This window comes from Sodalis sp. (in: enterobacteria) (assembly GCF_047607725.1).
Taxonomy (GTDB): domain Bacteria; phylum Pseudomonadota; class Gammaproteobacteria; order Enterobacterales; family Enterobacteriaceae; genus JBLKSS01.
Genome location: NZ_JBLKSS010000109.1, coordinates 1 through 7,016 on the forward strand (window position 1 = coordinate 1; position 7,016 = coordinate 7,016).

Consider the following 7,016-nt stretch of genomic DNA (forward strand, 5'->3'; position numbering starts at 1 on the left):
CGGCGCTGATGTATACGCTGATCGGCAGTTGCAAACTGAACGGCGTGGAGCCGGAAGCGTATCTGCGCCATGTGCTGGCGATTATCGCGGATCATCCCATCAACAAAATCAAAGAGCTCCTGCCGTGGAACCTCACCATCACTGCTGAATAACTGTCAATACGGCGCTGGGCGTACGCTTACTTCTCATCCGTCCCCAACAAGTGGGTTAACCCCGGCTGCTGCATGCGGTCGCGCAACGACATCTGGTTTGGCGGGAAAGGCGCGATAACCGGCGCCAGCGCAGCGCCCAGGCTGAGTACGATAAGCAGAAGCAAAGCCATCACCGCACCTTTATTGCGACCAAAACGGCGCAATGCCCGCCGGCCTGGTGAACGGCTCGCCGGCGCCGCGGCGTCGGCTAACGGCTGTATCTGTTGCAGCGTCATAGCGGTCCTCACTCTAATGAGATGCGCGGATCGATCCACGCATACAACACATCCACGATAAAACTGGCGATGATGACAATGGCGGAGGTCACCAGCGTCACCTCCATAATGACCGGATAATCCCGTTCAAAAGCGGCACGCACGGCAAGCTGCCCCATACCGGGCCAGCCGAAAACGGTTTCGGTGATCGCCGCGCCGCCGAACAGCCGGGGGATCAGCAATCCAATCACCGTGACGACCGGTATCAAGGCGTTGGCCAACGCATGTTTGTAAATCGTGACGCGCTCGCTCACGCCTTTCGCACGGGCGGTGCGGATAAAATCTTCCTTTAATACCGTGATCATGGCCGAGCGGGTATAGCGCACCAGCTCCGCCATATTGGCCACGGCCAGGACCAGCGTGGGCAGCACCAGATGACGGACCACGTCCAGAAATCCGCCCCCGCCTTCGCTTATCATGCCCCCGCCGGCAGCCACGGCAGTTTGATGGCAAAAACAATCACCAAAATCAGCCCAAACCAGAACGGCGGTACCGACAAACCGAAGAAACTGAACATCACCGTGGCATGATCAAACGGACTGTTGCGCCGTCTGGCCGATATCACACCAAGAGGAACCGAGAGCAGCACGGCGGCCACCAGCGAACAGGCCGCCAGCAACAGGGTATTGGGCAATTGCTGTGCGATAATGCCCGCGACGGGTAACCGGACGCTGAGCGACGGGCCGAAATCCCCCCGCAGAATGCCGCTCAGCCAGTGTCCGTACTGGACGATAAAGGGCTGGTCCAGTCCCATAAGCTTCTTCATCAATGCCGCATCTTCCGGCGACATGCTGGGATCGATAAGAATCGAGGGGCCGCCGGACGCCATCGTGATAAGCATGAAAGCCACAAAAGACACCACCAGGAGAAGCACCGCCGCGCTTAACAATCGGCGTACAAAATACCGTACCATCAGCGCCACCTTGTTGAGTCAATGCCGTTATCGGTCCCGCCGAACGTCGGCGAGTTCACCCAGGCTGTAGCGATATCCCAACGTGGGCGACCAGCCGTGGATGGCGGAGGAGAGACATTCAATGTCGTGGGCGTAATACAGGAAAATCACCGGCGCATCGTCGGCGATAATTTCCTGTACCCGCTGGTAAATGTTGATGCGCTCGCCCTCGTCTACCGTCAGGCGGCCTTTTTCCAGCAGCGCGTCGGTTTGTGGATTGGAATACTTGGCAATATTCAACGACCTGTTGGTGCCGTAGTAGGTGATGATGTCCGGATTGGGTGCAGTGATATACCAAGTAATCGCCTCCTGAACATCGGAAGGTTTCGCGCGTAACCGCTGAACCAGCGCGCCGAAATCACCAGCTTTCAGGGTGACGTCGACGCCCAGTTTCTTCCAGGTATCCTGCAAGATCAGCGCGATCTGTTGGCGGGTCATATTGCCCACGTCCACCTCAAGCAAAAATTTCAATGGCTTACCGTCTTTGCTTCTGATGCCGCGGGCGCCGACTTTCCAACCGGCATCATCCAAAATCTGCGCGGCCCGCGCTAAATCGAAGTCATAACGTTTAACGCTGCTGTTATGGTACTTAGCGAGCACCGGCGTAATGGGGGAGGCCGCCGGCTCCGCCATACCGTACAGGCTGCTGTCGATAATGGAACGGCGATCGGTGGCATAGGCCAACGCCTGCCGCACCTGCTTATCATTGAACGGGAAAACCTGGTTATTCAGGCTCACGAAGAAGTAGGTATTCGACAGCACTTCGTTGACCCGCAGCTTGGAATTAGCTTTGATGGCATCCATCTGGTAGGGCTCGATCAGCATCCAATCGAGCTGCCCGCTTTGCAGCTGGGCGAATTGCTGCTCAAGATCGGGCATGACTTTGAATGCCACGGCGTCCAACTGCGGCTTGCCGCCAAAGAAGTCATCAAACCGCGCCAGGCGGACATAGGAGCCAGGAACGAACTCGGCGAATTGAAACGGCCCGGTACCGATGGGGCGTTTGGAAAACGCCGCGGGCTGCGTGAATTGCTCGGGCGTCCAATCGCCCAGGCTGTGTACGGGGAGTATTGGCGCCAGGTAACCCAGCAGCACCGGCAAGGCGGGGGTGGGATCGGTGGTGACCAATTTGACGCTATAATCATCCAATTTTTCCGCCCGGACCAACATGGTGAAATTGGAGCGCTGCGGGAAACTGATTTCTGAATTCAGCCAGACCTTATTAATGGCGAAAATGACATCGTCCGCCGTGAAGGCCGTACCGTCATGCCACTTCACATTTTTACGCAGATTAAACGTCCAATTCAGTCCATCTTCGGCCACCGTCCAGCTTTCGGCGAGATCGCCCACCACTTTTTGCCCCGGATCGCCGTAAGTGGTCAAGTTGTTGAACAACACGCGGTTCACCATGACGTTCTGCACGCCGCCAATCAAAGGCCAAAGCGCCGGGTTACTGATGACCGGCAGCGTGAAGACGCCGCACGCAACGGCGAGCGCCGCGAGCGCAACCGTACGCGCAAGCGTTGCCAGCAATGACCGGCGGGATAAGCACATAACATCATGCGGTGTAGTCGTGGACATCTGAACCCTCTCTTTGATGTTGCTCAATCAGGTCCGGCTACGGGACGGAATGACGGTGCTATCGAGCCGGGACAAAAATTGGATAAGCTATTGCAGGCCGGGAACCATAGATGGAACGTGCAGACTTTCGCCCACCGAATGGACGCCTTTTCCCAGGCTGGAGCCGATGGATACGGCGGGGATACCGAGGGACAAGGGGATATTCACGTCGGTGCTGGAGTAGGTTTTGTTGGGGGTGATGCCCATCGCCGTTAAGACGTCACAGGCGGTGCGAATCAGCGGGTGCGCTGCATCGATACCCCCACCGGGACGGTCGCCCACTTGCTCGATGTCGTGCTGACAGCCGAATTCCTGCGCCGTCGTCTGGAAAATATCGCGTGCCGCGGTGGCGACCTTTTCCAGTTCTACCTGGGAAACGGAGCGCATACCGATCACCGCCACCGCCTCTTGTGCAATGACATTGACCGACACACCGCCGTTAAACTTGCCGACATTCAGCGTGGTTTTAGGATCGCGCGGCACCGGGATTTGGCAAAAACGGGCGCAGGCGGCAGCCAGGCCATGCACCGCGCTCGGGTTGCCAAAAGCGGAGAAACTATGGCCGCCTTCGGCCCGGTAGGTGATCTTGTATCTTTTACTGCCGGCGCCGCCATAAAGCCACCGTGCCCAGATCGCCGTCATAGGCCACCACGGCGTCAACATTATCACCCCAGGTGGCCATCAACCGGCGAATGCCGCGCAGATCGCCCAATCCCTCTTCACACACGCTGCTCGCCAGGATCAAATCGCAGGGCAGGGACAGGTTGCTCTCCTGCAACAGACGAGCAAGGCTGATGAGATTCGCCACCGTGGCGGAGTTATCCCGAATACCGGGACAATAGAGGTGATCGCCCTCGATACGCGGTTGCAGGGGTGTTTCGAGAGGAAAGACGGTATCCATATGGGAAACGACCATAACGCGCGGCCCATTACCGGCGCGACGTCCCGTTACATTGCCGATCTCGTCGATGGCCACATCGGTCAGCCCCACTTCGGAAAAGCGCCGCGCGATATGCGCACCGCGTTTGGCTTCGTTAAAGGAAGGGGCCGGAATGGTCGCAATAGCGACCGCTTCGTCCAGCAGCCGTTTGGCATTGCGTTCAACAAGCCGCATTATCGCGGTGAGGTCAGGTTCCATAAGAAATAAGCTCCTACTTTGCGCTCCACAAGGGCAGACCGGCCAAAGGAAATAGGCTTAGGAGGGGATTCACGCTGTGAATTCACGCCAAAACCCGCTGCGGTATGTGGCCCGGATGTAGAGGTATTGGGAGAATATGACTTCTCTTATGTTAGCGAGATAACGATATTTGTTGCTTGAAACTCGGTCAATCTTGAATCAATAATTCAACATATGACATATTTATGTATCTAGGGCAGGACGATGGACGAAAGCGATAACCATGGAATGATCGACGCCGGTGAAGCCACCCGCCGATTAAGAGTGAGTTTTGCGACGTTATATTCCTACGTAAGCCGGGGCCTTATCCATTCAGAGGCCCAGCCCGGCAATACCCGCACCAGACTGTATTCCACGGCGGATATTGAACGGCTTATTTGGCAGAAAACCCTGGCGCGCAAGCCTTCTGCGGCCGCGGCTACCGCCTTGAGCTGGGGATTGCCGGTACTGGAAACCCGCATCAGCCAGATTCAAAATGGCATGCTGACCTACCGCGGACGAAATATTCTTGAACTGGCCGATGCGAGTACGTTGGAAGACGTGGCGATGCTGCTATGGAACGCGCCGGTAAATCCGTTTGCCGACGCCCGTTTTACCCATGCGGACATCCCCGGCTGGTCTGAGGCGGCAGAGCGGCTTAGGGATGATCCGGTTATCGATCGGGCCATTACGCTCATGTCGTTTGTGCGCCGCGTTCTGAAAGACGCCGACGATACCTCTGTGTTGGCGGCGCAGCTGGTGCAGGCCATGGCTGCCGCCGTCGTCACCGGGACGCCCGATGTCGAACGCCCTTTGCATGAGGCGCTCGCCGCCTGCTGGCACGCGCCCGCCGCCGCGGATGTCATCCGACGCGTGCTGGTGTGCGGCGCGGAGCATGAATTGAATACGTCCTCATTTTCGGTGCGCGTCGCGGTGTCCACCGATGTCGATCTGGCAACCTGCCTGCTTACCGGTCTGACGGCCTATTGCGGTTATGAACATTCTGGCGTGGTGCTGGAGACCAGAGAACTGTTGCGCCAGGTTATGGCGGAAGATGATCCCACCCCGCTCATCGCCTCCCTGACCCGGACCGGCGTGCCAGTAGCGGGGTTTTTCCACCGCCTTTATCCGGATGGCGCTCCGCGCGCCCGGGAGATTCTTTCTCACCTCAGGGTTCCGGCTCCCGTCGCCCGGACAATCGAGGCCATCGGCCAAATCACGGGCTTAAAACCCTATATAGAATTGGCGCTGGTCATCGTTGAGCAGGTGTATCACCTGCTGGTGGGGGCTGCTGAGGCGATGTTCATTACCGGCCAGTCCGTCGGTTGGATATCCCATGCCATGGAGCAAAAAATGAGCGGTATCCGAATCCGTCCACGCGCCAGCGCGGGACGTTAGTTTTCCCGCCGCCCTTCGTGGGACGGTGACGTTCCCTTCATTGGCGCCAGCGCCGCACCCTCGCGCCCGGCGCCCCCCCCGTCCCCCAGCGATTCACACAGGAAATCAATAAACACGCGGCTTTTGAGCGGCATAAACGGCCCCGCGGGCCAAAGCGTCCATAAGGGCTCACAGCGTTCGGAAAATCCCTCCAGCAAGCCAACCAGCGACCCACGCCGGAGATCATCTTGTACGTAATAATCGGGAAGCCAGGCGAGTCCCAACCCCTTTCTGGCAAAATCCCGCAGCGCATGCATGTTGTTGTACACCATTGTCAACGGTAGCGCGGCAAACTGGGCGGGAGAAAAGGTCTTCAGTTGCCACAGTTCCAGCTTACCGCTGTGGGGAAAACGGTAATGTACACAGGCATGCCCTGCCAAATCCGCTGGCGTCTCGGGCATTCCTGCCCGGTTGAGATAGGCTGGTGACGCCACCACGCTGGAGCTGAAGGTGGTGATTTTGCGCGCCATCAAGCGCGAATCGGCGACATGGCCACTGCGTAACGCGACGTCATAGCCTTCTTCAATCACGTCGACCAGGCGGTCGCTGAAATCGAGATCAAGCACGATCTCAGGGTATCTGACGGCGAACGTCGTCATCCACGGGAACGCCTGACTTTCCTGGGCCAAACTTATCCATAGCGTGCCGGAAGGGGCATGGTTGGCCTACAGCAGCTCATTTCTGGCCACCTCGACGGCGCTGAGGATCCCGACGTAGCGCTCATAAAAGCGCATACCCTCCGTCGTCAGCGCCATGCTGCGGGTGTTGCGGTTCATCAGCCGGGTGGCAAGGTGCTGTTCCAGGCGGGTAATGGCTTTGCTCACCGCCGAAGGAGAGAGGCCGGTGACCCTGGCGGCCGCCACAAAACTGCCTGATTTGACGACCTGAACAAAAATGTCGAGATTATCCAATCTGCGCCATGCCGTCTCCGCGCTAGTGATTATTTTTCACGAAAGTCGTGAATAGAAGCTTGTTTTTCAGCAATCCGCTTCAGGATACTGTTAATGCCCCTACGCTTGCAAAGAGAGAAGTGAACATCGCATGTTGAAGGCACTGTTGATATTAATGTTGAGGGCATTTGTTTCTCAGACGACGGAATATCTGCCGATTGGCCTCCTCCCCCTGATAGCAAAAGATCTACAGGTGACACAGGTGCAGATTCCGACGTATCCGATCATCTGTTCCGGCGACATCCGATCAGTTATTCCGATATTTTTCGATCACCCATTCCAGTGATATTCGATCAGTAAGCGCCCCGTGGAGGACGTCTTGAATTATTGGTGGGTTTGTTGTATGGCCCGGTAAGAATATGTTCCACTACGATGCCTAGTGAACCCGCATCCTATAAGGGACGGCTGTCAGATCATGGATAATCCGGCGATGAT

The 7,016-nt window shown here is 57.2% G+C and carries 8 protein-coding genes and 1 pseudogene; 2 read left to right on the forward strand and 7 right to left on the reverse strand.

All coding sequences use genetic code 11. The annotated features are described in order from the left end of the window. On the forward strand, positions 1-152 hold a 152-nt coding region (locus ACMX3H_RS09930), incomplete at its 5' end, for a transposase domain-containing protein (protein ID WP_415210704.1). Positions 153-178: 26 nt separating this feature from the next. Here ACMX3H_RS09930 and ACMX3H_RS09935 read toward each other — a convergent pair. From ACMX3H_RS09935 to ACMX3H_RS09955, 5 genes and pseudogenes are all read right to left on the reverse strand, one after another. Then, on the reverse strand, positions 179-427 hold the full coding sequence (locus ACMX3H_RS09935) for a hypothetical protein (protein ID WP_415210697.1): 249 nt from the start codon (positions 425-427) through the stop codon (positions 179-181). A gap of 8 nt (positions 428-435) precedes the next feature. After that, a pseudogene (locus ACMX3H_RS09940) lies at positions 436-1,379 on the reverse strand (ABC transporter permease). Positions 1,380-1,406: 27 nt separating this feature from the next. Beyond that, entirely contained in the window at positions 1,407-2,999 is a 1,593-nt protein-coding gene (locus tag ACMX3H_RS09945) for an ABC transporter substrate-binding protein (RefSeq protein ID WP_415210698.1), read from the reverse strand. Positions 3,000-3,086: 87 nt separating this feature from the next. Next, on the reverse strand, positions 3,087-3,680 hold the full coding sequence (locus tag ACMX3H_RS09950; protein ID WP_415210699.1) for a peptidase dimerization domain-containing protein: 594 nt from the start codon (positions 3,678-3,680) through the stop codon (positions 3,087-3,089). Then, a complete protein-coding gene (locus ACMX3H_RS09955) occupies positions 3,634-4,176 on the reverse strand; it encodes a M20/M25/M40 family metallo-hydrolase (RefSeq protein WP_415210700.1) in 543 nt (180 codons plus the stop codon). The genes ACMX3H_RS09950 and ACMX3H_RS09955 overlap by 47 nt, the downstream gene beginning before the upstream one ends. Positions 4,177-4,419: 243 nt before the next feature. Between ACMX3H_RS09955 and ACMX3H_RS09960 the strand changes: the two genes are divergently transcribed. Next, entirely contained in the window at positions 4,420-5,592 is a 1,173-nt protein-coding gene (locus ACMX3H_RS09960; protein WP_415210701.1) for a citrate/2-methylcitrate synthase, read from the forward strand. Here the strand turns inward: ACMX3H_RS09960 and ACMX3H_RS09965 are convergent. Next, complete coding sequence (locus ACMX3H_RS09965; protein WP_415210702.1) at positions 5,589-6,260, reverse strand: LysR substrate-binding domain-containing protein; 672 nt, start codon at positions 6,258-6,260, stop codon at positions 5,589-5,591. The two genes, ACMX3H_RS09960 and ACMX3H_RS09965, sit on opposite strands and share 4 nt — an antisense overlap. Positions 6,261-6,296: 36 nt before the next feature. Further along, positions 6,297-6,542, reverse strand: a complete 246-nt coding sequence (locus tag ACMX3H_RS09970) for a LysR family transcriptional regulator (protein ID WP_415210703.1) — start codon at positions 6,540-6,542, stop codon at positions 6,297-6,299. Positions 6,543-7,016: the final 474 nt, after the last annotated feature.

What these genes read in the sequence shown, in the direction of transcription:
- ACMX3H_RS09960 (WP_415210701.1), top strand. Translation starts at nt 4,420, where the DNA reads ATGGACGAAAGCGATAACCATGGAATGATCGACGCCGGTGAAGCCACC.
- ACMX3H_RS09945 (WP_415210698.1), bottom strand. Translation starts at nt 2,999, where the DNA reads ATGTCCACGACTACACCGCATGATGTTATGTGCTTATCCCGCCGGTCA.
- ACMX3H_RS09950 (WP_415210699.1), bottom strand. Translation starts at nt 3,680, where the DNA reads ATGACGGCGATCTGGGCACGGTGGCTTTATGGCGGCGCCGGCAGTAAA.
- ACMX3H_RS09935 (WP_415210697.1), bottom strand. Translation starts at nt 427, where the DNA reads ATGACGCTGCAACAGATACAGCCGTTAGCCGACGCCGCGGCGCCGGCG.
- ACMX3H_RS09955 (WP_415210700.1), bottom strand. Translation starts at nt 4,176, where the DNA reads ATGGAACCTGACCTCACCGCGATAATGCGGCTTGTTGAACGCAATGCC.